The sequence below is a fragment of the Actinospica robiniae DSM 44927 genome (assembly GCF_000504285.1).
Taxonomy (GTDB): domain Bacteria; phylum Actinomycetota; class Actinomycetes; order Streptomycetales; family Catenulisporaceae; genus Actinospica; species Actinospica robiniae.
Genome location: NZ_KI632511.1, coordinates 7,190,175 through 7,212,457, shown reverse-complemented (window position 1 = coordinate 7,212,457; position 22,283 = coordinate 7,190,175). Strand labels below are relative to the sequence as shown.

The window sequence follows — 22,283 nt, the reverse complement described above, 5'->3', positions numbered from 1 at the left end:
GATATCGCGCCTGTGACGGGCCGCGGTTACGATGCCGGAGGTCCGAGCATCTTCCACGAACGAGTACAGGGGTTTCGACAGTGACCACGATCTCAATCCAGTCCGGGCCGGTGGCCGAGGTAGCGGCCGACGCCATCGTCGTCGGGGTGTACGCGGACGGCGAGGGACTGGCCCTGTCCCCGGGGGCCGCGGCCGTGGACGCGGCGCTCGGCGGCACCCTGGCCGCGACGCTCGCCACGCTGGGCGCGTCCGGCGCGTCCGAGGAGACCACCCGGGTGGCCACGGCCGGCGCGCTGGCCGCCCCGCTGGTGGTCGCGGTCGGCCTCGGCGAGGCCGGCGACGGCGAGGTGGTCGGGGCCGGCGGCCTCGAGGACCTGCGCAAGGCGGTCGGCGCGGCGGTGCGCTCGCTGGCCGGCAAGGCCACGGTGGCCGTGGCGGTCGGCGCCGCGGGCGTCGAGGTGCTGGCCGCGACCGCCGAGGGCGCGGCCTTCGGCGCGTACGGCTACGACGGCTTGAAGACCGGCGACGCGGCCGCCCGCAAGGCCCCGGTGGCCGAGATCGTCCTGCTCGCCGAGACCGCCCCGGACGCTGAGGCGCAGGCCGCGGCGCAGCGCGCGCAGGTGCTCGGCGAGGCGGTCAACGCCACCCGCGACCTGATCAACACGCCGCCCTCGCACCTGTTCCCGCAGGCCTTCGCCGAGGCCGCGACCGCTGCGGTCGAGGCGGCCGGCGTGGGCTCGCTGAGCCTCGAGATCCTCGACGACGCGCAGCTGCGCGAGGGCGGCTACGGCGGCCTGACCGGCGTCGGCCAGGGCTCGACCCGCGGCCCGCGCCTGGTGAAGGTGGTCTACACCCACCCCGAGGCCACCCGGACGCTGGCCTTCGTGGGCAAGGGCATCACCTTCGACACCGGCGGCATCTCGCTCAAGCCCTCGGGCTCGATGGAGACGATGAAGTCGGACATGTCCGGGGCCGCGGCGGTGCTGCACGCGGCGCTGGCGGTGGCCCGCCTCGGCCTGCCGGTGAACGTCACCGCCTGGGCGGCGCTGGCCGAGAACATGCCGGGCGGCAACGCGATCCGCCCCTCGGACGTGCTGACCATGTTCGGCGGCAAGACGGTCGAGGTGCTCAACACCGACGCCGAGGGCCGGCTGGTGCTGGCCGACGCGATCGTGGCGGCGAGCCTGGAGGAGCCGGACGCGATCGTGGACGTGGCCACCCTCACCGGCGCCCAGGTGCTGGCGCTGGGCCACCGCACCGCGGCGGTCATGTCCAACGACGAGGAGTTCCGGGTGCAGGTCGAGTCCGCGGCCGAGCGCGCGGGCGAGGACTTCTGGCCGATGCCGCTGCCGGCGCACCTGCGCAAGACCATGGACACCCAGGTGGCCGACATCGCCAACATGGGCGACCGGATGGGCGGCATGCTGGTGGCGGGCCTGTTCCTGCAGGAGTTCGTGGGCGAGAACGGCGCGGGCCGGATCCCGTGGGCGCACCTGGACATCGCGGGCCCCTCGTTCAACGAGGCGGGCCCGTACGGCTACACCCCGAAGGGCGGCGTGGGCTTCGCCCTGCGCACCCTGGTGCAGCTGGCCGACGACGCGGCCTCCGGCCTGCTCTAGCAGAACGCCGATCCAGCAGATCGTATCGACGCCCGCGTCCGGATTCCGGACGCGGGCGTCGATACGATCGGACGCGGCGTCAGATGTCGCGCCGCGACTTGGCCTCCGCGGCGAGCTTCGAGTTCCAATCGCGCATCCGTTGCGGGTAGCCGACCACGGCCGCGTCGTACGCCGGGATGCCGAGCCGGTGGGCCAGCTGATGCGCCGCCTGGGGGCCGGGCATCCGGCGGCGGGTCCACTCCCCCGTCGCCGCCACCAGCACGATTGTGGTGTCTGTCACAGCCGTGCGCGGCTCCACGAAGGCCTCCACGCCGGGGCGGGAGCGGGCGAAGCGGGTAAGGTGCGCCTCCCCGTCGCGATACCCACGGGCGTCCACGCGGCCCTCACCTGCGCGCTCGCCACGGCGCCGGAAGACGGCCACGGTCATCACTCCTTCGACTTTCCCGGCCGGCCCGCTCACCCGGCCGACCGGATTGCGGACAGGCCTGTCGGCGCAGCGAACAGGCAGGCGGACCGGCTCCGGCTCGCGTCGGCCCGGCTGCCCGCCCGGCGAGGCGACCGGGCCGTGAACCGGTTTAAGCTTCCCAGTGACGACTCGACCGACCGGTGCGTTGAAGCCAGTGTGCCAGGATTCGATGCCCTCGCGGCGGCGAGTCGGACAGGTGGCGGCACGTGGCGGAGACAGCTTCCGCGCGTCGGAGCTAAGACACAGCGTGAGCAACGCGAGGAGACGGACAAAGTGGCTGAGGCCGGGAACGTATTCGATGTGGTGATCCTCGGTGGCGGTTCCGGCGGGTACGCCTGCGCATTCCGTGCGGCCGACCTCGGGATGAACGTCGCCCTGATCGAGAAGGCCGAGGTGGGCGGCACCTGCCTGCACCGCGGCTGCATCCCCACGAAGGCGCTGCTGCACGCCGCCGAGGTCGCCGACCTGGCGCGCGAGGGCGAGTCCTTCGGTGTCAAGACCACGCTCGAGGGCATCGACATGCCGGGCGTGAACAAGTACAAGGACGGCGTCGTCTCCGGGCTCTACAAGGGCCTGCAGGGCATCGTCAAGGCCCGTAAGATCACCTTCGTGGCCGGCGAGGGCTCGCTCACCGCCCCGAACCAGGTCACCGTCAACGGCGAGACCTACACCGGCCGCAACGTGGTGCTGGCCACCGGCTCCGTGCCGAAGTCGCTGCCGGGCCTGGAGATCGACGGGCAGCGGATCATCAGCAGCGACCACGCGCTCAAGCTGGACCGGGTGCCGGCCTCCGTGGTCATCCTCGGCGGCGGCGTGATCGGCTGCGAGTTCGCCTCCGTGTACAAGAGCTTCGGCGCCGAGGTCACCATCGTCGAGTTCCTCCCGCACCTGGTGCCGAACGAGGACGAGGCCTCCTCCAAGCTGCTCGAGCGCTCGTTCCGCCGCCGCGGCATCAAGTTCGAGATCGACAACGGCTTCACCGGGGTCGAAGCTGTGACACTTCCTTCTGGCGACGCCGGCGTGCGGGTCTCCACCGCCAAGGGCAAGACCTTCGACGCCGAGCTGCTGCTCGTCGCCGTCGGCCGCGGCCCGGTCTCGGCCGGCCTCGGCTTCGAGCAGGCCGGGGTCGTGGTGGACCGCGGCTACGTGAAGGTCAACGAGTACTGCCAGACCTCGGTGCCGAACGTCTACGCGGTCGGCGACCTGATCCCGACCCTGCAACTGGCGCACGTCGGCTTCGCCGAGGGCATCCTGGTGGCCGAGCACATCGCCGGCCTCGACCCGCGCCCGATCGACTACGACGGCGTGCCCCGGGTGACCTACTCGAACCCCGAGGTCGCCTCCTGCGGCCTGACCGAGGCCAAGGCGGCCGAGAAGTACGGCGCCGACCACATCAAGACCCTGACGTACAACCTGGCCGGCAACGGCAAGAGCAAGATCCTCAAGACCCAGGGCGAGATCAAGCTGGTCCAGATCAAGGGCGTGGCCGGGGAGGACGACCGGGTGGTCGGCATCCACATGGTCGGCGACCGGGTCGGCGAGCTCGTCGCCGAGGCGCAGCTGATCTACAACTGGGACGCCACGCCCACCGACGTCGCGCAGTTCATCCACGCCCACCCGACCCAGGGCGAGGCGCTGGGCGAGGCGCACCTGGCGCTGGCCGGCAAGCCGCTGCACGTGCACGACTGAGCAAGTCCCCTCCCACACCGACGAGACGACGAACGAACCAGGAGAAACGCTCATGCCGGTATCCGTCACGATGCCCGCGCTCGGTGAATCAGTCACCGAGGGCACCGTCACCCGGTGGCTGAAGAAGGAAGGGGACACGGTCGAGGTCGACGAGCCGCTGCTCGAGGTCTCCACCGACAAGGTCGACACCGAGATCCCCTCCCCGGCCGCCGGCGTGGTGCTCGCGATCAAGGTCGGCGAGGACGAGACCGTGGACGTCGGCGCCGAACTCGCGGTGATCGGCGCCGCGGGCGAGGCCGCCCCGGCCGCACCCGCCCCGGCCGACGCCGTGCCCGTCCAGGACGCCGCGCCCGCCCCGGCTCCGGCCGCCGCCGCCCCGGCTCCCGCGCCCGCCCCGGCCCCCGCCGCCGCCGCGCCCGCGGACACCGCCTCGGGCACCCCGGTGACCCTGCCGGCGCTCGGCGAGTCGGTCACCGAGGGCACCGTCACCCGCTGGCTGAAGTCGGTCGGCGAGACGGTCGAGGCGGACGAGCCGCTGCTCGAGGTCTCCACCGACAAGGTCGACACCGAGATCCCGGCACCGGTCGGCGGCGTGATCCTGGCGATCAACGTCGGCGAGGACGAGACCGTGGACGTGGGCACCACCCTCGCGGTGATCGGCGCCCCGGGCGCGGCCCCGGCCGCCGCCGCGCCCGCCCCGGCTCCCGCGCCCGCCGCCGCCCCTGCGCCCGCCCCGGCCCCGGCTCCCGCCCCGGCCGCCGCCGCACCGGCTCCCGCCCCGGCACCTGCTCCGGCTCCCGCGCCCGCCCCGGCTCCGGCCCCGGCGCCCGCCCCGGTCGCCGCCCCCGCCCCGGCCGCCGCGCCGTCGAACGACGAGGGCCCCGGCCCGTACGTCACCCCGCTGGTGCGCAAGCTGGCCGCGGAGAGCGGCGTGGACCTCAACCAGGTCACCGGCACCGGCGTCGGCGGACGCATCATCAAGCAGGACGTGATCGAGGCCGCCAAGGCGCTGGTCCCGGTCGTGCCCGCGGCCTCCCCGGCCAAGGCGGCCGCCCCGAGCGCGCCGGTGGCCGTCTCGCCGCTGCGCGGCCGCACCGAGAAGCTCTCCCGCCTGCGCGCGGTCATCGCCAAGCGCATGGTGGAGTCGCTGCAGGTCTCGGCGCAGCTGACCACGGTGGTCGAGGTGGACGTGACCACGATCGCGCGGCTGCGCGACCGGGCCAAGAAGGACTTCGCCGAGCGCGAGGGCGTGAAGCTGAGCTTCCTGCCCTTCTTCGCCGCCGCGGCGATCGAGGCGCTCAAGCAGTACCCGCAGGTCAACGCGTCGATCGACACCGAGGCCGGCACGGTCACCTACCACGGCTCGGAGAACCTCGGCATCGCCGTGGACTCGGACAAGGGCCTCATGGTCCCGGTGATCAAGAACGCCGGGGACCTGAACCTGGCCGGGCTGGCCCGGGCCATCGCGGACCTGGCCGACCGCACCCGGAACAACAAGGTCTCCCCGGACGACCTGAGCGGTGGAACGTTCACGCTCACCAACACCGGTTCGCGCGGGGCGCTGTTCGACACCCCGATCATCAACCAGCCGCAGGTCGGCATCCTCGGCACGGGCACCGTCGTCAAGCGCCCGGCCGTGGTCAGCGACCCGGTGCTGGGCGAGGTCATCGCGGTCCGTTCGATGGTCTACCTGGCCCTGAGCTACGACCACCGCCTGGTGGACGGCGCCGACGCGGCCCGGTTCCTGGGCGCGATCAAGTCCCGTCTGGAAGAGGGCAACTTCGAGGCGGACCTGGGCCTGTAGCCCCCGCTCCGCCCCGCGTACGCGCGACGCCGGGCGCCCCGTGACCGAATTGTGATCTCGGGGCGCCCGGCGTTTGCTTTACTCTCAGGCGTCGTCAGTATCGTGGTGCGACGAGTCTGGGTTGCAGCCGAGGAGAAGCATGGCCACGCAAGGGAACAAGAAGCTCGCCGCGCAGCGTCGGGCCGAGCTCGCCGCCAAGCAGGCGGCGATGGCGCGCGCGGAGAAGCGGCGCAAGGTCATGTTCGGGTCGGTCGCCGGCGCCCTCGTGGTGGTGCTGGTGCTGGCCCTGGTGCTGCTGAGCCTGAACCGGAAGAAGTCCGACGACGCCGCGGCCGCGGCGACCGCGACCCAGGGCGAGTCGAACCTGCTGGCGCCGGTGTGGTCGGGCCTCAAGGGCCAGTCGATCGACGGCGTGGGCGTGAACCAGATGGAGCAGACCGCCTACCACATCCACGCGCACCTCGCGATCTACGTCAACGGAAAGCAGATGACGGTGCCCTACGGCATCGGCATCCAGCAGCCGTGGCAGACGACTCCGGACAACGGTTCCGAATTCGTCGAGGGCGGCGCGGCGTTCTACTTCCTGCACACCCACGACGACTCCGGCGTCATCCACATAGAGTCCCCGACGCAGCAGAAGTACACTCTGGGCCAGTTCTTCGCCGAGTGGAACCAGACGCTCTCGGCCACGCAGATCGGTTCGCACACCGGCAGCGTCACCACGTACGTCAACGGCCAGAAGGCCACCGGCGACCCGTCCTCCATCGTGCTGAGCTCGCACGAGGTGATCCAGCTCGACCTCGGCCAGGACGTCGCGCCGCTGCCCTACACCTTCGCCAGCGGCCTGTAGATCCCCGCGTCCGGCGCTCGCCGGAATCGCCGCGGGCGCATCGCGATCCGTCTCCCCCGGGGCGCGTGACGAGAGATCGTCACGCGCCCCGGGGTCTTTATCCGGGCGCGGAATCGCACGGGCGAATGCGGGTAGGGGGACCTGCGGCCCGTTCGGCCGGGATACCCTCCGCTATTGCGTTCGAAGACGCGCGCGGGTAGGACGTGATTCTCTTCAAGTGCTTTGTTGTCGGGCGAAAAACGAGTCGTCGCGGGAGCCTGGATGCGCGCGGACGTAATAGTGATCGGGGGCGGTCTGTCCGGACTCGCCGTCGCGGCCCGGCTGGCCGACGCGGGACTCGAGATCGCTCTGGTGGAGGCGGGCGCGGCGCTCGGCGGGCGGGTGCGGGAGGAGCGGGTCGACGGATTCCGGCTCGGCGGCGGGCATCTGGCCCACACCAGCTGGCCGGCCCTGAGCGAACTGGCCGAGCTGCCCGCCGCCCGCTCGGCTCGGCTGACCCTGCGTCCGTTCGCCCCCGGAGTGCGCCTGGCCACCCCGGACGGCCTGCTGCGCTTCGGCGCGGCGCCGAACCGGCCGCAGCAGTCGATGGCGACGCTGCTGGCCCCGATCGGCACCGTCGCCGACAAGACCGAGCTGTCCAAGCAGTTCTACCGGCTGGCCCGCAGCCCGCTGGACACCACGCTCTCGGGCCCCGAGGAGGCCAGCGCGGACTGCTTCGCCGCCCGCGGCTACTCCCCCGTGCTGGTGGACGGATTCCTGCGCCGCTATCTCACGGCCCTGAGCGCGGACGAGGATCTGGCCGCCTCCCGTCGCGGCGCGGACTGGCTGCTGCGGCTGCTGGTGCGCGGCCGGTTCGCGATACCCGAGGGCGGATTCAACGCCCTGATCGACGTGCTCGCCGCGCGGCTGGAATCGAGCCGGATCCTGTTGGGCACACGCGCGCACGAGGTGCACGCGGACCGGGTGGCCACCGACGCCGGGCTGCTGCGCACCTCGGCCGTCGTGGTGGCGACCGAGCCGGCCGCCGCGGTCTCGCTCTTCCCCGGCCTGCAGGAGCCTCGTATGCGGGCCCTGACGACGCTCTGGCACGCGGTGGACGGCACGATGCTGCCGCCGCCCTGCCCCGAACGCGCCCCGGCGCTGCTGATCGACGGCGACGCCGCGTCGCCGGTGGCCCGCACCTGGGTGCACAGCCGCATCGCGCCCGACAGCGCCCCGGCGGGACGAGAACTGGTGTGCACGATGGTGGCCGGCCACGACGGCAAGGAGCTCGAAGCGCTCAACCGCGCCGTGCTCGCCCGGCTCGAACCCATCCACGGAGTCTCGGCCCGCGGCTTCCAGACGCTGCAGATCAACCACTGCGAGCGGGCCGTGCCCGCCCTCGACGCGCCCTACAACTTCGCCCGGCCGGTCCGGCTGATCGGCGGTCTCTACGTCTGCGGCGACCACCGCGGCCTGCCGAACATCGAGGGCGCCTTGGCCTCGGCGGCCCGCGCGGCGGACGCGGTGCTGGCGGATCTGCGGCGGCGGTGAGTGCGCATCGCCCCGCCGCGATTACCGGGCGTGATACGTAGAAACTTTTGTACTACACTCGGACCATGACGGTGCGGACGATCCCGGTACGGGAACTCAACCAGAACACCAGCGCCGTGCTCGCGCGCGTGCAGACCGGTGAGGAACTGCTGATCTCGGTCAGCGGGAAGCCGGTGGCCCGTCTCGTTCCGTTGAACCAGACGGACGACTACCTCCTCGACCTCGTCCGAGAAGGACGGGCCGTCGAGGCCACGGACCGGACCCCGTTCACCATGCCTCCGGTGATCGGCGATCCCTCCGTGGACACGGCGGCGATCTACGCGCAGCAGCGCGACGAGGACGAGCGCTGGTGATCTATCTCGACACCTGCGCCGCCGTCAAACTCACCCGGGTCGAGCCGCACACCGCGGAGCTCGTCGCGTGGCTGGCGGAGCAGCGGGGAAGCCGACTGATCGCGAGCGCCCTGATCGAGGTCGAACTCGAACGCGCCCTGCGCCGCAACGAGCCCGGCGCGCTGCCGCTGGTGCCGTCGGTGCTGCGCCGCATCACCCGGATCGAGATCGACCCGGAGGTCCGCAAGACGGCCGCCGCCTACCCGGACCCGCTGCTGCGCAGCCTGGACGCGATCCATCTGGCCACGGCCCAGATCCTCCACAGCGCGTCCGGGGAAGGGGTCACCCACTTCGTCACCTACGACAAGCGTCTGATCTCCGCGGCCCGGGCGGCCGGACTCGCCGTGGCGCACCCGGGCGCGGAGTACTGAAGAACCCTTACCTCCGGGCCCTCACACCGTCGTGTACTCCCGCTTGTCCTCCGGCTCCTTCCGGGCCAGCTGCGAGGGCCACCAGATCGGCGAGCCCACGTCGTAGCACAGCGCCGGGACGAGCACCGTGCGCACGAGCAGCGTGTCGAGCAGCACGCCGAACGCGACCGCGAACCCGATCTGCAGGAACTGCGTCAGCGGCAGCGTCGTGAGCACCGCGAACGTCGCCGCGAGGACGAAGCCGGCGCTCGTGATCACGCCGCCGGTGACGGTCAGCCCGCGCAGGATCCCCGGCCTGGTGCCGATCCGCAGCGTCTCCTCGCGCACCCGGGTCATCAGGAAGATGTTGTAGTCAATGCCCAGAGCAACCAGGAAGATGAACACGAACAGCGGATAGCTGTTGTCCTCGGTCGGCCGGTTGAAGAACTGGTCGCTGACGAACGCCGCCACGCCCAGCGCGGCCAGGAACGAGAGCACCACGCTGGCCAGCAGCAGCAGCGGGGCGATCAGCGCCTGCAGCAGGATGATGAGGATGACGAAGGAGATCGCGAGCACGATCGGGATCACCCAGTCGCGGTCGTGCGCGGCCGAGTCCTGCACGTCGATGTTCACCGCGGCGGTGCCGGCCACCAGCGCGTCCGCGCCGGGCACCTGGCCCAGCTCGGCGCGCAGCCTGATCACCGTCTCCCGGGCCGCCTGGCTGTCCGCCGCCTCGGCCATGGCGACCGTGTAAAGGTTCCTCGCTCCCAGCGGCGACACCACGAAGCCGCCCGGCGTGTTCGGCGCCAATCCCTTGTCCGCGTGCAGGATCGCGGCCACCTGCGTGCCCGCCGAGGCGTTGGCGAGTACCTGCAGCGGCTCCGTCCCGCTGTCCGGATAGTGCGTGTCGATCTGCTGCTGCGCCACGACGGCCGCGGGCGTGTTGCTGAAGGACTGCGCAATCGGGATCTGCCCCGAGTGCAGGTCCAGCAGCCCTAGGCTGAGCACCGCGAGCAGCAGCGCCGTGAGCACCCACACCCGCCGCGGGCCGCGCTTGATCAGGCCGGCCACCCGGCCCCAGACCCCGACCCGCGCGTGCGCCTCCTCGCCGTAGCGCGGCACCGCCGGCCAGAACACCCCGCGCGGCACGATCACGAGCAGAGCCGGCAGCAGCGTCGTCATCGCCAGCAGCGCGCACGCCACGCCGATCGCGCCGATCTTGCCGAGTCCGGCGTTCGAAGCGAGCTGGGAGACGAGCAGGCCGAGCGTGGAGAGCATGACCGTCAGGGCCGAGGCCACCACCGCCGGGCTCGAGCGCCCGAGCGCCACCCGCATCGCCTCGTGCTTGTCCTCGTAGTTGTGCAGCTCCTCCCGGTACCGGGCGACGAGCAGCAGCGCATAGTCCGTCCCGACGCCGAACACCAGGACCGTCAGGATGCCGCCCGATTGCCCGGAGACCACCACGCCGGCGTGCTGGACCAGCTCGTACATGATCGCCTGCGCGAGCTGCAGCGCGAACAGGCTGCTGACCAGCGGCATCAGCCAGAGGAAGGGCGAGCGGTAGGTCAGCAGCAGGATCAGCACCACGACGAGGCCGGCGCCGAGCAGCAGCTTCGAGTCCAGGCCGCCGAACGCGCCGTTGGCCGCCGCGTTCAGGGCGTACCCGCCGCCGACGTAGACGCTCAGCGAGCCCTGCTGCACCTGCCCCTGCGGCTGGGCGACCTGCTTGATCGCGTCCAGCGACGGGTTGTAGTCGTACGCCTTGCCGGCCACGCGCCCGGTGATCGGCACCTTGACCGGCACCTCCACCCCGACCGCCTTGCCGTCCGAGGACGGCGGCAGCGTGGTCACCGGCCCGGCCAGCCCCGGCACGCTCTGCTGCAGCGCCGCGACGTCCGCCTTCACCCGGGCCGCGTCGGCGGCGTCGAGGCCGGCCGGGTTCACGTACAGCACGACCGCCGCGTCACTGGTGGGCGGGGCGCCCGGCGCGTTCTCCAGATAGTCGATGACCTGCGTGGACTGCGCGCTATGCGGAAGATAGGCGTCCGCGCTGTTCTGCTCCACGTTGTAGAGCTTGTTCGCAGTGGAGAAGGCGAAAAGGCCGATGATCAGCCAGACAGCGAGCACCACCCACTTGGTCCGACGGCCGCTCGGAATCCGCAACAGTGACCGCAGTGTCCCCATACCGGACAGGGTTTCATTGTGGTGATCGAGATCACAAGTGCTGGTGCCCCGAACGGTGCCAGAAGGGCACGTGGGACTACGCGCCCTCGGGTCGGCCCGCGCGCGTGACGTACCTTTGAACCGTGGAAGAACTGGAAATCATCCACGCCGGCTTCGGCGCCGACGGGGTCGAATATCACAGCGCCTGGGCGGCCCAGCGCGAACTGCACGCCGCGCGGGTGGCCGACACCGGCGTGGACACAGTCATACTGCTCGAGCACAACCCGGAGGTCTTCACCGCCGGCAAGCGCACCGAGCCGCAGGACCGGCCGTGGGACGGATCGCCGGTGGTCGAGGTGGACCGCGGCGGCAAGATCACCTGGCACGGCCCGGGCCAGCTGGTGGGCTACCCCATCGTGCGCCTGCCCGAGGGCGTGTACGTGGTCGACTTCGTCCGCCGGCTCGAGCAGGTCATCATCGAGGCGTGCGCCGACCTGGGCCTGGCCACCGACCGGGTCAAGGGCCGCTCCGGCGTGTGGGTGCTCGCGAAGGACGAGAGCGAGCAGGACCGCAAGGTCGCCGCGCTCGGCCTGCGCTTCGCCCAGGGCGTGACCATGCACGGGTTCGCGCTCAACTGCGAGAACGACCTCGGCTGGACCCAGCGGATCATCCCGTGCGGCATCTCCGACGCGGGCGTGACCACGCTCAGCCGGGAGCTCGGCCGCCGGGTCACGGTCGAGGAGGTGGTGCCGGTGGTCGAGCGGCACCTGCACCTGCTCACCGAGCCCAAGGGCGCGGCCACCGACCGGGTGCGCAAGAGCGCCCGTCCCGCCGCGGCGGACCCGGCGGAGCCGACGCCCGCGACCGCGGCCGCCTGAGCGCCGCTAGGCTTGTTGGTATCTTCAGCTGCAAGGAGACGTGTTCCGGTGACGACGGTGAGCCCAGAAGGCCGAAAGCTGCTTCGCCTCGAGGTCCGCAACAGCGAGACCCCGATCGAGAAGAAGCCGTCCTGGATCAAGACCCGGGCCAAGATGGGCCCGGAATACACCGCGCTGCGCAAGCTGGTGGCGGACGAGGGCCTGCACACGGTCTGCCAGGAGGCCGGCTGCCCCAACATCTTCGAGTGCTGGGAAGACCGCGAGGCGACCTTCCTGATCGGCGGCGAGCAGTGCACCCGGCGCTGCGACTTCTGCCAGATCGACACCGGCAAGCCGGCCGACCTCGACCGGGACGAGCCGCGCCGGGTGGCCGAGTCGGTAGCCTCGATGGGCCTGCGCTACGCCACCATCACCGGCGTCGCCCGCGACGACCTGCCCGACGGCGGCGCGTGGCTCTACGCCGAGACGGTGCGCCAGATCCACGCGGCCGTGCCCGGCACCGGCGTGGAGCTGCTGATCCCGGACTTCAACGCGGTGCCCGAGCAGCTGGCCGAGGTCTTCTCGTCCCGGCCGGAGGTGCTCGCGCACAACGTCGAGACGGTGCCGCGGATCTTCAAGCGGATCCGCCCGGCGTTCCGCTACGAGCGCTCGCTCGAGGTGATCCGGCGCGCCCGCGAGGACGGCCTGGTCACCAAGTCGAACCTGATCCTGGGCCTCGGCGAGGAGCGCGAGGAGGTCTCGCAGGCGCTGCGCGACCTGTACGAGTCCGGGTGCGAACTGATCACGATCACGCAGTACCTGCGGCCCTCCCCGCGCCACCACCCGGTGGAGCGCTGGGTCAAGCCGGAGGAGTTCGTGGAACTCAAGGAGGAGGCCGAGCAGATCGGCTTCTCCGGGGTCATGTCCGGACCGCTGGTGCGCTCCTCGTACCGCGCCGGACGGCTCTACCGCCAGGCGGTCGAGGCGCGTGTCGATCAGCCGACGACGGTTTGAGGATTTACGCTGCGGTTACCACGGCACCGCCGACCGGTAACCCGCGCAGTCGAGGGTGGGCCGTACCGCGTCGCGCGGACGGTACCGCCACCGAAAGAAGGGACTGGGGGTACGGCAGCAGATGACGACGATGACGAGCGGTGTGACGACGGGAACGCCGACCGCCGCGCTGACCGGGCGGCGGGCCGCCGCCCGGAGGGTGCTCACGACGATGGAACGGCTGATGTTCCGCGGCGACGCGATGAACGTCGCCCGGGCCAACGCGTGGGCAGCCGTACTCAGCGACCGCGAACGGGCCAGGCAGCGAGCCGAGGCCGAGGCGGCGCTGGGCGAGCAGGAGTAGCCGGGCGAGCGGGAGCAGGGACTGCGGCCGGGGGTGCCCGGGCGCGTGGCGACTTCGTGGCCACCGCCCGCGGGCACTCTCGGCCACCCATCCGGCTCAAGCCGCTCCGGCCGGTTTGCCCGGGGCCGTCCGCTTCCTCCCCCGGCTTCCGGCCGCCGGAGCCGCCCGAGGCGACAACCCCCGAGCGTGCCGATCCTGCCGATACCCGATCGGGTTAGGAACGGGCGGGTCCGGGATCGTATCCTGTGCACATGGCCAACCCGTCCCCTGATGACTTCACCGACGCGCCGCCGCCCTCAGGCTGGCTGGCGCAGCTGCGCTACGCCTACAAGCTCACCAAGAGGCTCGACTCGAAGCTCACGGTCGCGCTGCTCGGGTGGGGCGTGGGCGTCGCCGCGGTGGTCTTCCTGCTGTTCTACCTGCTGCTGTTCGGCCGCTCGCTCGGCGGACTGATCTTCGGCATCGTGTTCGGCCTGGTGGCCGGCCTGCTCGCGGCCACGATGACGCTCAACCGGCGGGTCCAGCGCGCCCAGTACAAGCAGATCGACGGGCAGCCCGGTGCCGCGTACTCGGTCATCGAGTCGGACCGGCGGATCAAGCGCAACTGGGCGCTCACCCCGGTCGTGCAGGTCAGCCGGCAGCAGGACGCGGTGCACCGGCTGATCGGCCGCGGCGGCATCGTGCTGATCGCCGAGGGCGACCCGGGCCGCGTCAAGCAGCTGGTGGCCGCCGAGCGCAAGGCCATCTCCCGCTACCTCGGCCCCGACGTCGCGGTGGAGGAGATCCTCGTCGGCAAGGACGAGGCGGCCGGCCAGGTGCCGCTGAACAAGCTCGTCGCGATGCTGGCCAAGCGCGGGTACCGCAAGCAGCAGCTCACCAGCACCCAGGCGATGGAGTACAGCCGCCGGCTCGAGGCCATAGCGTCCAAGACCGGTCCGATGGCCAACCTGCCCAAGGGCCCGCTGCCCAAGGGCGCCCGGATCCAGCGCGGCGGCCAGCGCTAGCAGCCCGCCCCGGGGTCCGGAGCTCGGCAACAGCCGGAGCCCATGACGTACGACGAAGGCCCCTGACAGACCTAGCCGGTCGTGTCAGGGGCCTTCGTCGTACCGTCATCGACTCCGCGGCTCATCCGCGGTGGGATGGGCTCGCCGCGGTGGGATGCGTGCTCAGCGGTGCAGCTCGACCGTCCCGGCCAGCCGGTCGTGCAGGCCGCGGCCGTCCCGGTCCCAGATCGCCGCCGGGATGACCAGGAGCAGCAGCAGCGTACGCACCACCACGGCCAGCGGCGTCAGCGGGCCGCCGAGCTTGCCCACCCGCAGTCCGAAGATCCGCTTGCCGATGGTGTAGCCGAGCAGCGAGAGCAGCAGCAGGTGCTCGGCCCCGAAGATCGCGAGCGTGCCCCACGTGCCCTGCGAGCCGCTCAGGTGCCAGCCGAAGGCCTTGGCCACCAGCAGCGCGAGGACCCAGTCCACCACGAGCGCGCCGAGCCGGCGCCCCTGCCCGGCCAGCGACCCCGACCCGCTCGCCGGCAGCCCGAGCCGCTCGCCGCGGTAGGCGCCGGCCTCGCCGTCGTTCAGGTTGGGCCCCTCGAGCCAGCCGCCGAGCGCGGCGCGGGTGGAGGAGGGCCCGGCGGGCTCGGGGGCCTTCGCGCGGCCCGCGGCGGTGCTCCGGTCAGTCATACGACCACGCTAGCGCCTGCGTCGGCCGCCCCGGCGCGCGGGGCCCGGGCTGCGCCGCCCCGCGCCCGCTCAGCCACCCGCCGTACCCGTGCGGCGGCTCCACTCGGCCTGCTGATCAGCCGCGTAACATTGCGGCAACGACACGGATACCCGTGGGAAACGGCCTCAACGTAGCTTTCCGTGACAGCGAACTCAACGCCGAGTGTCCCCGTTGTCCCAGCCGACGCCGAGGCCCGGCAGATGGAGGATGGATGTTCACCAACCCCGACGAGGTCTCCAAGTACCTCAAGGACGAGGGCGTCAAGTTCGTCGACGTCCGCTTCTGCGACCTGCCCGGCGTCATGCAGCACTTCAGCGTGCCGGCGGACACCGTGGACGCGCGGTTCTTCACCGAGGGCGTGATGTTCGACGGCTCCTCGATCCGCGGCTTCCAGGCCATCCACGAGTCGGACATGCAGCTGATCCCGGACGTCAGCACCGCGCGGATCGACCCGTTCCGCCGCGAGAAGACGATCAACATCAACTTCTTCATCCACGACCCGCTGACCGGTGAGCAGTACTCCCGCGACCCGCGCAACGTGGCCAAGAAGGCCGAGGCCTACCTCAAGGGCACGGGCGTGGCCGACACGGCGTACTTCGGCCCCGAGGCCGAGTTCTACGTGTTCGACGACGTGCGGTTCGAGACCAAGATCAACGGCGGCATGTACCACATCGACTCCGAGGCGGGCTGGTGGAACTCCGGCCGCGAGGAGCCGGGCGGCAACCAGGCCTACAAGGTGCGCTACAAGGGCGGCTACTTCCCCGTCCCGCCGGTCGACCACTTCGCCGACCTGCGCGACGAGATGGTGCTGCGGCTCCAGGGCGTCGGCCTCGAGGTCGAGCGCGCGCACCACGAGGTGGGCACGGCCGGCCAGGCCGAGATCAACTACAAGTTCAACACCCTGCTCGCCGCCGCCGACGACGTGATGCTGTTCAAGTACATCATCAAGAACGTGGCCTGGGAGCACGGCAAGACCGCCACCTTCATGCCCAAGCCCCTGTTCGGCGACAACGGCTCGGGCATGCACTGCCACCAGAGCCTGTGGCGCGAGGGCACGCCGCTGTTCTACGAGGAGATCGGCTACGCCGGCCTGTCGGACATGGCCCGCTACTACATCGGCGGCCTGCTGCGCCACGCCCCGAGCCTGCTGGCCTTCACCAACCCGACGGTGAACTCCTACCACCGCCTCGTCCCCGGCTTCGAGGCCCCGGTCAACCTGGTCTACTCCCAGCGCAACCGCTCGGCCTGCATCCGCATCCCGATCACCGGCTCGAACCCGAAGGCCAAGCGCATCGAGTTCCGCGTCCCCGACCCGTCCTCGAACCCGTACCTGGCCTTCTCCGCCATGCTCATGGCCGGCCTCGACGGCATCAAGAACAAGATCGAGCCGCTCGCCCCCGTGGACAAGGACCTCTACGAGCTCCCCCCGGACGAGCACGCCGCCGTCCCCCAGGTCCCCGCCTCCCTCCCCGCCGTCCTCGCCGCCCTCGAAGAGGACCACGAGTACCTCACCGCCGGCGGCGTGTTCACCCCCGACCTGATCGAGACCTGGATCTCCTACAAGCAGAGCGCTGAGATCGACCCGATCCGGCTGCGCCCGCACCCGCACGAGTTCGAGCTCTACTACGACATCTAATACAAGCTCTGGCCTGCGGATACTCATGGGGTGGCTCCGAGTACGTCTCTCGGAGCCACCCTCACGTGTCTGCGCTCCGGTCGATCCCGCGCACGCCGCCGTGCTGCAGTCGGCCGTCTGCGAACAGCCGGCCGCGCGGGCCGCGCGGGCGGCCGAGGCATTACTGATGACAGGGACGCCCTGACCGCACAGCCGCGTAGGCCGCGAACTCCCGCGGCCCAGCTGCCCTCTTCCGGAGGAGCCCGCGCTCGCGATCGGCGCGCTTGGGCTAGGTCGATCGCGCTGAAATGGTTTTAATTCTGCCCAGGCGTGGCTTCCGTGGGTAGGATTTCATACATGGCTGGTTCAGAGAGGCGACTGTCCGAACGGCTGTCGCACCTTCCACCGACGTTCACCGCACGCGCGGCGTACGAAGCCCGGCTGTCTGCGCGCGATCTGGTGGTACTCCGCGAGGCGGGCGAGATTGACGAGCTCTCGCGCAGCGTCTACCGTCGCGCCGACGCTGAGCCGACCGCGCACCTCGACCTGCTCGCCGTGTGCGCGCGAGCCCCCCAAGCGGTCGTGTGCGGGGAATCCGCTTTGAGCCTGCACGAACTGATCGACGACATCCCTCACGAAGTGCACATCGCGGTCCCGCGCGGCAGCCATCGCCCAGCCATCAGCTACCCGTCCACGAAAGTCTCCCAGTACGCCGCCGTCACCTTCGACTTCATGGTTGAACGGTTCCAGGTGACCCCTCAGGAGACTGTCCCGATCTACACCACAGCCAGGTCGGTCGTCGACGCCATGCGCCTAGGCAGGGCGGAAGGACGCAGCCTGGCTCTCTCCGCGCTCAACCGCTATCTGCGCCGTACCGGCCAGCAAGGCGTCGCCGACCTTCAGCGCGCGGCGCGCGAACTCGGGGGAATGTCCGCGATCCGCCCTGCAATCGAGGCGGTGCTCGCCTGATGCCCAACCCCACCCGCGAGACAACCGCCGGCCTGATCTACAACGACTTGCGCAACCTCGCCCGCCGCAGCGGCGCGCCCACGGACCAGGTCATGCTCGAGTACCTGCTCGAGCGATTCCTCTACCGCGTCAGCGTCCACCCGCTCGGCGGGGAACACTTCGTCCTCAAAGGCGGACTACTGCTCGCCCAGTTCGGCGCGCGCCGCATCACGCGCGACATCGACATCCTCGGCCGCGCATTCCCCGGAGACGAGCAGGAGATCATCCGCCGCATCACCGAGATCGCGGCCACCGACATCGACGACGGCGTCACCTTCGAGCCGAAGACCATCACGACCGTGCCCATCCGGCAAGACGACGAGTACCACGGACTGCGCTTGGCCATGAGCGCCGCGCTCAGCCGCGCACGGCTGAAACTGCAGCTCGACGTCAGCTTCGGCGACCCGGTCACCCCGTCGCCCACGCTCATCGAATACCCACAGGCACTCGGCGACGGGACCTTCACGCTCTACGGTTACCCGATCGCGACCGTCATCGCCGAGAAACTCTCCACTGCCATCGCCCTCGGCGACCTGAACACCCGCGACCGCGACTACGCCGACCTCTACCAGCTCATCACCCGCCACCACCTCGACGGCGACGAGCTGACCACCGCCCTCCGCAACACCGCCGACCACCGCGGCATCGAACTGCGCCCGCTCAGCGAAGCGATCTCCGACCTGCCCACGCGACGCCAAGCCCCATACACCGCCTGGCGGCGGCGCCAAGGTGAGGCGGCCCAGAACCACCCTGAGGCTTTCGCGGACCTCATCCGCGTCGTGGCCGCGTTTGCCGACCCCCTCGCAACCAGCGGGGTACAGGGTCTCAGTTGGCATCCGGACAGTAGGGCTTGGCAGGCGTCATAACCCACCGCGGCCAAGAAATGGTCATCCTCTGGTTGCGCCACGCCTCAGGCCGCCGATGTGAGCAGAGCACCCTGGAAACCGTGCGCAGGGCGGGTGGGTGTGGCACGGAAAGCCCGTCTACCCACCCGCACCGGACACAGCGGCACGAGACACCGACCACCGCCACACCACAGCCATCGAACACTCCAGAATGCACAGCGCTGGAGCCGCGGCGAGAACCGCAGAGCATCGAATCGCCCCGGGCCGGCACCTCGCCGACCCGGGGCGATCCATCTCGCAGACTGCTTACTCGCTGCTCATGCGGGCCACCGCTTGAGCACGCGGCGTCCCATTACGCGGCGACGGCGAGGCCGGGCTGCGCAGGCGGCCGCGCGACCGCCTGCGCGTCTCGGGCAGGAAGCTGGCGAGGCTGTACGCGGCGCGCCAGCGGGCGCGGCGGCCGGCCTGGCGGCTGAGGGCGGACCTGGCCCGGTCGAGGTCGGCCCAGTAGCCGGCCACGGCCGCCTCGGCCGGGTCTCCGGGTCCGTAGACCGCCGCGTCCGCGGTCGCGGCGAGGGCCGCCAGGGCGGAGTCCGGCAGGCGCTCGGCCTGTTGACGCCGGGTCAGCTTCGGCGGCATGCGGATGCCGAGGTCCCGGGCGTGGTCGACCAGGTCCAGCCAGCCGGCCGCGAACCGGTCCGCCGACGGCCCGCGGGTGCGTCTGCGCTTGCGCCGCGTCCCCTTGACGGCCCGGATCAGTCCGGCGACGAGGAGCAGCGCGAGCAGCGGCGAGGCGGCCAGGCCTAGGTCGCGCAGCAGCGGGCCGAGCCAGCCGGGCGGGGCGGCTGCGTGCTGGCCGCCGTGGTCGCCGCCGCGGGTGCTCGTCCCGGAGCCGACCGGCGTGTTCGGTGCGGCGGCCGCGTCCGGCGGCGGGACTACGGTGCCCGAGCTCTGCTGCGTGTTCTGCTTCGGCTGCGGCTTCGGGGCCTTGGACGGATCGGGCATGAACTGGGTGTACGGGATGTCCGCCCAGGCGCCCGAGACGATCCGCACCTGCACCCAGGCGTGCACGTCCGAGCCGCGCACGACCCCGTCCGCCTCGGGCACGGCGCCGAACACCACCCGGGATCGCAGGCCCAGGCTCTCGGCCATCAGCGCGAGCGCCGCGGCGTACTGCTCGTCGTCCCCGACCGGCTGCTGCCCGTTGAGGAACGAGGTGAGCCGGCCGATGCCGTGCCCGGGCAGGTAGTTGCCCTGGCCCGCGCCGCCGTCGCTGTAGGCGCCGTTGCGCCGCAGGTACGAGGCGATCGCCTCGATCTCGGCGATCGGGCCGTTCGCCCCCTGATCCCAGGCGGCCGCGCGCGCTTCGAACTGGGCCTGGTAGCCGTCGGTCAACGTGCCGGAGGCGTAGGGCTGGTCGGACGCGGTCAACGTGGTGTGCGCCGGCGTCGTCTGCAGCACCACGGTGCTTCCGGCCGCCAGCCCGCTGGTGACGATGCCCGAGCCGGTGGCCGAGTCGTACCAGAGGTCTGCCGTCTGCCCGGCCGAATCGGGGCCGGACAAGGAGATCCCGTGCACGTCGCCGGCGGTGGGCAGCCACACGTCGAGGTCCGTCGGCGCGGCGTAGCCGGCTTCCACGGTGATCCTCACGGTGGCGCCCGGGCCGGCGGCGGACGGGTCGGACTCGGCCGGCACCTCGCTCGCGGCGAGGCGGGCGAACGCGTCGCCGTCCGCCGGATTGACCGCGCCCCAGACCCAGCCGTTGTAGTCGTCGAGTACTGCGATCTGAAGCGGAGTACCGGCCGGCAGGCCGGATACGGTCAGCAGCTTCTGGCTGTAGAGCAGGTCCGCGTCCTTGGTGTACTTGCGGAATCCGTTGAGGGGGCTGGGATAGTCGTCCACGTTCAGCGGCGGCTCGACGCGGGTGCGCAGGATCGAGCGGCCCTGGCCCTGCGCCCCCGGCGCGGAGGACTGTGCGGCGGCGGCGACCCCGCCCGCCACCAACAGCGTCACGGTGGCCACGGCGATGCGCAGCGCGCGGGCCGAGCGCACCGCCACGGAGCCGCCGCCGCGGTGGTTGCGCAGCGCCGTCCACACCAGCAGTCCGGCGGTGAGCGCCAACGCCGTCACCGGCCAGTTCGACGGGCTGTGCGTGCCCAGCGCGAAGGCGAGCACGAGCACGGATAAGGGTGCTGCCAGCGGCGCCGCGCCGGTGCGGGCGCGGCGGATCAGCACGGCGCCGATGAAGGCGCCGGCGAGGCCGAGCAGAAGCGGCACCGCGAGCAGTTCCGCGCTGTCGCCGACCGGCGGCTGCGTGGTCAGCAGCTGCTTCCAGCAACGGATCGCGGTGAGTGCGGCGGTGCGGACCGTGGACACGCCGGGCGCGGCGAGGCCCGAGCCGGCCGCGGCCGTCAGGAGCAGTGGACCGAGCAGCAGGTACAGCAGCGTGGCGAGCAGGGCCGCGACGGTGACCGAGCGGGTCACCCAGGCGGCGGCGCGCACGACGGCCAGCGCGAGCAGGACCCCGGCCAGCCCGGCGAGCAGGAAGACCCACCCGCTGTAGGTGCTGCGCAGGGCGTAGAGCGCCAGGGCGCAGCTGCCGATCAGGAACGCCTCGTCGACGGCCACCGCGGAGGGATCCGGACCGGCCGCCGCGCGACGGGGGGCACGGGAGCTCATCCGGACACCGCCTCGCGAACCAGCAGCGGAAGATCCTCGATCCGCTTGAGCGACAGGGCCCTGAGCGAACCGGAGGCGGTCACGCCGGTCTGGTGGGCCGGGTCGACGCGCACCGCGGTCGCACGCAGCCCGCGCGGGATGCGGCTGCAGACCTTGCGCAGCTCCGGATAGTCGCGCACCGGTCCGGTCACGATCATCACCGAGGTGGTGCGCGGCGCCACCCGCAGGCCGCGGGCGATCAGCCCGAACAGCCCGGTCCCGGCGCCGAAGCGGGCCCGGGCGCAGGCGTCGAGGGCCTGCATCGGGCTCGGCTCGTGCGCCAGCCGGTCCGCGACCAGCAGCGTCACCTGGAGCTTGTCCTTGAGCGCGCGCACGGCGATGGACGCCGCGGCGCTCACCGCGGTCTCGAACTGCTCCGGGTCGGTGTAGGAGCCCGCTTCCCCGTCCACGATCAGCAGCAGGTGGGTCAGCCGGGTCTCGAGGAACCGGCGCACCATGAACGGCTTGTCCGGCCGGGCCGAGGAGACCTTCGCGGAGGAGAGCCAGTGGATGTGCCGGGCGTCGTCGCTGGGCACGTACTCGCGCAGGGTGTGGAACTCCAGGTCGCTGGCCGAGACGTGCTCGGTGACCCGGCCCTCGAGGTCGTGCAGCACCCCGGATCCGAGCGAGGGCAGGTTGATCCGGAGCGGGTGCACCAGCACCTCCCGCCGGTCGGCCAGCAGCAGCCGGCGGCGGACCAGTCCGAACGGGTCCCCGCGCACGGCGGTGGCCGGGCCGAGCTCGATCACCCCGCGCTGGGCGCCGGGCACCTCGAAGGGGTCGAACCGGTGCGCCATGCCGCGGCCGAGCACCGGCAGGTCGAAGCTGCGTCCGGCCGCGGTGCCGTCCGGGACCCGCAGCCGGGCCGGCACCAGGTGGAACCGGCGCCGCTCCATCGGTTCGTGCACCTCGACGGTGACGGTGCTGACGCCGCCGACCGTGATCCGCTGCGCGCTCAGCTTCAGCGCGACCTGCAGCGAGCTGCGGCCGAGCGCCATGGCGCAGCAGAGCACGAACACGACCAGGCCCATGACCGCGATCAGCCGCAGTTCGCTCCAGTGCAGCCGGCCGGAGGCGAGCCACGCCGCGACCGAGCCGGCCAGCACGGCCCAGCCGGTCGGGGTGACCGCGGCGCAGGCCGCGAGCGCGGCGCGCACCCACGCCGAGCCCCGCAGCAGGTCCACGGCCGGCGCCGCCGCCCGGGCCAAGGCCCGCGACCACTGGGCCGGCCGGATCAGGCCACCCGCCCGGGCCCGGCCGCCACCGCCCGGGCCGAGCGCCGCTTGGGTACCGGCCAC

At 71.8% G+C, this 22,283-nt stretch carries 19 protein-coding genes; 14 read left to right on the top strand and 5 right to left on the bottom strand.

Annotated elements, in window-relative coordinates; translation table 11 throughout:
- Nucleotides 1-80 precede the first annotated feature (80 nt).
- Nucleotides 81-1,619, top strand: coding sequence for a leucyl aminopeptidase (locus tag ACTRO_RS30955; RefSeq protein WP_034268780.1), 1,539 nt, complete (start codon nt 81-83; stop codon nt 1,617-1,619).
- Between the two features lie 79 nt (nt 1,620-1,698).
- Here ACTRO_RS30955 and ACTRO_RS30950 read toward each other — a convergent pair whose 3' ends face one another.
- A complete protein-coding gene (locus ACTRO_RS30950; RefSeq protein ID WP_157436554.1) occupies nt 1,699-2,046 on the bottom strand; it encodes a hypothetical protein in 348 nt (115 codons plus the stop codon).
- A 312-nt stretch (nt 2,047-2,358) separates the two neighbouring features.
- Between ACTRO_RS30950 and lpdA the strand changes: the two genes are divergently transcribed.
- The 6 genes from lpdA (at nt 2,359) to ACTRO_RS30920 (ending at nt 8,724) form a co-directional block, all read left to right on the top strand.
- Entirely contained in the window at nt 2,359-3,774 is a 1,416-nt protein-coding gene (lpdA, locus tag ACTRO_RS30945) for a dihydrolipoyl dehydrogenase (RefSeq protein WP_034268777.1), read from the top strand.
- A 52-nt stretch (nt 3,775-3,826) separates the two neighbouring features.
- On the top strand, nt 3,827-5,578 hold the full coding sequence (sucB, locus tag ACTRO_RS30940) for a 2-oxoglutarate dehydrogenase, E2 component, dihydrolipoamide succinyltransferase (RefSeq protein ID WP_034268774.1): 1,752 nt from the start codon (nt 3,827-3,829) through the stop codon (nt 5,576-5,578).
- A gap of 139 nt (nt 5,579-5,717) precedes the next feature.
- Nucleotides 5,718-6,428, top strand: coding sequence for a hypothetical protein (locus ACTRO_RS44185; RefSeq protein WP_051451650.1), 711 nt, complete (start codon nt 5,718-5,720; stop codon nt 6,426-6,428).
- Between the two features lie 261 nt (nt 6,429-6,689).
- On the top strand, nt 6,690-7,961 hold the full coding sequence (locus ACTRO_RS30930; RefSeq protein WP_034268771.1) for an FAD-dependent oxidoreductase: 1,272 nt from the start codon (nt 6,690-6,692) through the stop codon (nt 7,959-7,961).
- Between the two features lie 65 nt (nt 7,962-8,026).
- Nucleotides 8,027-8,314: a type II toxin-antitoxin system Phd/YefM family antitoxin gene (locus tag ACTRO_RS30925; RefSeq protein ID WP_034268768.1), complete on the top strand. Its 288-nt coding sequence runs from the start codon at nt 8,027-8,029 to the stop codon at nt 8,312-8,314.
- Nucleotides 8,311-8,724: a type II toxin-antitoxin system VapC family toxin gene (locus ACTRO_RS30920; RefSeq protein ID WP_034268765.1), complete on the top strand. Its 414-nt coding sequence runs from the start codon at nt 8,311-8,313 to the stop codon at nt 8,722-8,724. Before ACTRO_RS30925 ends, ACTRO_RS30920 begins: the two co-directional genes overlap by 4 nt.
- Before the next feature lie 21 nt (nt 8,725-8,745).
- Here ACTRO_RS30920 and ACTRO_RS30915 read toward each other — a convergent pair whose 3' ends face one another.
- Nucleotides 8,746-10,887, bottom strand: a complete 2,142-nt coding sequence (locus tag ACTRO_RS30915) for an MMPL family transporter (protein WP_051451649.1) — start codon at nt 10,885-10,887, stop codon at nt 8,746-8,748.
- A gap of 122 nt (nt 10,888-11,009) precedes the next feature.
- On the opposite strand from ACTRO_RS30915, the gene lipB reads away from it, so the two are divergent.
- From lipB to ACTRO_RS30895, 4 genes are all read left to right on the top strand, one after another.
- A complete protein-coding gene (gene lipB, locus ACTRO_RS30910; protein WP_157436553.1) occupies nt 11,010-11,744 on the top strand; it encodes a lipoyl(octanoyl) transferase LipB in 735 nt (244 codons plus the stop codon).
- Between the two features lie 48 nt (nt 11,745-11,792).
- Nucleotides 11,793-12,737 carry a lipoyl synthase gene (gene lipA / locus ACTRO_RS30905; RefSeq protein WP_034268762.1) on the top strand — a complete coding sequence of 315 codons (945 nt, stop codon included), beginning with the start codon at nt 11,793-11,795 and terminating at the stop codon, nt 12,735-12,737.
- A gap of 121 nt (nt 12,738-12,858) precedes the next feature.
- The gene (locus tag ACTRO_RS30900) at nt 12,859-13,080 is read left to right on the top strand and encodes a hypothetical protein (RefSeq protein WP_034268759.1); all 222 of its coding nucleotides are present in this window, start codon (nt 12,859-12,861) and stop codon (nt 13,078-13,080) included.
- A gap of 251 nt (nt 13,081-13,331) precedes the next feature.
- Complete coding sequence (locus tag ACTRO_RS30895) at nt 13,332-14,084, top strand: DUF4191 domain-containing protein (protein WP_034268756.1); 753 nt, start codon at nt 13,332-13,334, stop codon at nt 14,082-14,084.
- Nucleotides 14,085-14,246: 162 nt separating this feature from the next.
- Here the strand turns inward: ACTRO_RS30895 and ACTRO_RS30890 are convergent, their stop codons facing one another.
- Entirely contained in the window at nt 14,247-14,759 is a 513-nt protein-coding gene (locus tag ACTRO_RS30890; protein WP_084316650.1) for an RDD family protein, read from the bottom strand.
- Between the two features lie 251 nt (nt 14,760-15,010).
- On the opposite strand from ACTRO_RS30890, the gene glnA reads away from it, so the two are divergent.
- The 3 genes from glnA to ACTRO_RS30875 all read left to right on the top strand — a co-directional run bounded on the left by glnA (nt 15,011) and on the right by ACTRO_RS30875 (nt 18,288).
- Nucleotides 15,011-16,435 carry a type I glutamate--ammonia ligase gene (glnA, locus tag ACTRO_RS30885; RefSeq protein WP_034268753.1) on the top strand — a complete coding sequence of 475 codons (1,425 nt, stop codon included), beginning with the start codon at nt 15,011-15,013 and terminating at the stop codon, nt 16,433-16,435.
- 336 nt (nt 16,436-16,771) lie between these two features.
- On the top strand, nt 16,772-17,383 hold the full coding sequence (locus ACTRO_RS30880) for a type IV toxin-antitoxin system AbiEi family antitoxin domain-containing protein (RefSeq protein WP_034268751.1): 612 nt from the start codon (nt 16,772-16,774) through the stop codon (nt 17,381-17,383).
- Complete coding sequence (locus ACTRO_RS30875; protein ID WP_034268748.1) at nt 17,383-18,288, top strand: nucleotidyl transferase AbiEii/AbiGii toxin family protein; 906 nt, start codon at nt 17,383-17,385, stop codon at nt 18,286-18,288. The genes ACTRO_RS30880 and ACTRO_RS30875 overlap by 1 nt, the downstream gene beginning before the upstream one ends.
- A gap of 285 nt (nt 18,289-18,573) precedes the next feature.
- Here the strand turns inward: ACTRO_RS30875 and ACTRO_RS30870 are convergent, their stop codons facing one another.
- Together ACTRO_RS30870 and ACTRO_RS30865 are read right to left on the bottom strand one after the other, a co-directional pair.
- The gene (locus tag ACTRO_RS30870; protein ID WP_034268745.1) at nt 18,574-20,946 is read right to left on the bottom strand and encodes a transglutaminase-like domain-containing protein; all 2,373 of its coding nucleotides are present in this window, start codon (nt 20,944-20,946) and stop codon (nt 18,574-18,576) included.
- Entirely contained in the window at nt 20,943-22,283 is a 1,341-nt protein-coding gene (locus ACTRO_RS30865) for a DUF58 domain-containing protein (protein WP_157436552.1), read from the bottom strand. The genes ACTRO_RS30870 and ACTRO_RS30865 overlap by 4 nt, the downstream gene beginning before the upstream one ends.